This is a genomic window from Pseudonocardia sp. SID8383 (genome assembly GCF_009864975.1).
Classification (GTDB): Bacteria; Actinomycetota; Actinomycetes; order Mycobacteriales; family Pseudonocardiaceae; genus Pseudonocardia; species Pseudonocardia alni.
Genome location: NZ_WWFY01001251.1, coordinates 1 through 2,211 on the forward strand (window position 1 = coordinate 1; position 2,211 = coordinate 2,211).

Annotated in this window: 3 protein-coding genes; all 3 read left to right on the forward strand. The window is 75.9% G+C overall.

Annotated features, from left to right (window positions below; genetic code table 11):
• Positions 1-385: RrF2 family transcriptional regulator (locus tag GTW08_RS30730; protein WP_161152896.1), on the forward strand; the 385-nt coding region annotated here is incomplete at its 5' end.
• Positions 382-864, forward strand: a complete 483-nt coding sequence (locus GTW08_RS30735) for a cupin domain-containing protein (protein ID WP_174565848.1) — start codon at positions 382-384, stop codon at positions 862-864. The genes GTW08_RS30730 and GTW08_RS30735, both read left to right, overlap by 4 nt.
• The gene (locus GTW08_RS30740; RefSeq protein WP_083658087.1) at positions 861-1,844 is read left to right on the forward strand and encodes an ABC transporter substrate-binding protein; all 984 of its coding nucleotides are present in this window, start codon (positions 861-863) and stop codon (positions 1,842-1,844) included. The genes GTW08_RS30735 and GTW08_RS30740 overlap by 4 nt, the downstream gene beginning before the upstream one ends.
• The last annotated feature ends 367 nt before the right edge of the window (positions 1,845-2,211 follow it).

A 2,211-nucleotide genomic window follows, 5' to 3' on the forward strand; every position in this document is an offset into this window, starting at 1 on the left:
GCGGCGCGCCGCGCCGCTGAACGTCTCGGCGCGCCTGGACCACGCGCTGCGCGCGCTCGCCGAGCTCGTCGCCGCCGACGGGGCGACCGTCACCTGCGACGCGATGGCGCGCGCCCGCGGGGTGCCGCTGAACTCGCTGGTCAACGTGATGCTGGCGCTGCGGCGGGCCGGTCTGGTGACCAGCCGTCGCGGCTGCGAAGGCGGCTACCGGCTGGCCCGCCCGGCCGGGGACATCACCGTCGCCGACGTCGTCCTGGCCACCGAGGGCTCGATCGCCACCCTCCGCTCCGGCCCCGCCGCACCACTGTGGGCCGACCTCGAACGCACCGTCGCCAACTTCCTGACCGCCCGCACCCTGACCGCCCTGGAGGGCGATACCCGGTGACCACGCACCCGCACCAGACCGACCCGTTCCACCCCGACCTCGCCCCCACCCCGCCCGACCACGCGCGGGTCCACCTCGTCCGGGGCGCCGACCTGTCCGCCGACACCGCCCAGACCAGCGGGATGTCCCGCCGCGAGGCCGTGAGCGGCCGCACCGTCGGCTCGTCGAAGCTCTGGACCGGCGAGACGCACGTCGCCCCCGCCACGAACTCCGGCGACCACCACCACGGCGAGGCGGAGACCTCGATCTACGTCGTCTCCGGCCGCCCGCGGTTCGTCTTCCACGACGGCACCGGCGAGGTGGTCCTGCAGACCGAGCCCGGCAACTACGTCTTCGTCCCGCCGTGGGTGCCGCACCGCGAGGAGAACCCCGACCCCGAGGTCCCGGCCGTCGTCGTGATCTCCCGCAGCACACAGGAGGGGACCGTCGTGAACCTCCCCTCGCTCACCCCGCTCACCGACCCGGAGACCACCCCGTGACCCGCCGACCGCTGCTCGCCGTGCCCGCCCTGCTCGCCGCGCTGGCGCTGCTGCTGACCGGCTGCTCCGGCGCCGCCGACGACGGCCCGGTCGACCTGTCGCAGGTCACCCTGCGGGTCGGCGACCAGGCCGGTATCCAGCAGGCCCTGGTCGAGGCCTCCGGCGCGCTCGACGGCGCGCCCTACCGGGTGGAGTGGGCGCAGTTCCCCGCGGCCGCCCCGCTGCTGGAGGCGCTGCGCGGCGAGGCGATCGACGTCGGCATCGCCGGCGACGCCCCCACCCTGACCGCGCTGGCCTCCACCGACCGCATCAAGATCGTCGAGGCGACCCGCTCCCCCAGCCACGGCGGGCTGGCGCTGCTCGTGCCGAAGGACTCGCCGATCCGGTCGGTCGCCGACCTGCGCGGGAGGACGGTCTCCCCGACCACGCAGGGCAGCATCGGGCACTACCTGCTGCTGCGGGCGCTGAAGGAGGCCGGGGTGCGGCCGGACGAGGTCACCATCTCGTTCCTGCAGCCGGTCGACGCGGCGGCCGCGATGAACTCCGGCGCGATCGACGCCTGGTCCACCTGGGACCCCTACACCGCCGTCGCGCAGCAGGAGTCCGGCGCGCGGGTCCTGCGCGACGCGAAGGGCCTCGGCACCGGGCTGACCTTCCTCGACGCCAACACCGCCGCCCTCGACGACGCGGGCACCCGCGCCGCGCTGACCGACTTCACCCAGCGCTACGGCTGTGCCCTGCAGTGGGCCCGGGAGAACCAGCGGGAGAACGCCGCGATCTACGCGAAGCTGACCGGGCGCCCGGCGGCGGTCGCCGACCTGATGGCGCAGCGCGCGCTGCGCGACGTCACGCCGCTGTCCCCGCAGCTCGTCGCCGAGCTGCAGGGGGTCGCCGACCGGTACGCCGGCTACGGCGTGCTCCGCAACCCGGTGGACGTCGCATCCGCGGTCCGGGACCTCGGCGCGCCCGCCGGGTCCTGACCCCGCCGGACCGGGGCCGTCGCGCCGCCGCGCGACGGCCCCGGTCGTATCACCTTCCACAGTGGAACTTCCACGCCTCGGGACACCTGTCCGGACGGCCGCGATCATGGCTCCCACCAGGCAGGATGCGGGTGATCCGGGTCGCCGGAGACTTGGGCGGTGCCCAGGGGGCGGCTACCGTGGCGACCGTGACCGGATCGGTGCTGCTGACCACGCGGGGGCATGTCGACCTCGCGCGCGTGGCCTCGGCACTCTGTCGACCCTGAGCCGTCGTCCCGAGTCGTCGTCCCCGGGCGGCACCCGTCCCGCTCCGCGCGCGCCCGTCCGGCCCGCGCACCCCGCCGTGGCCCCGCCCGGCGTCCCCGCC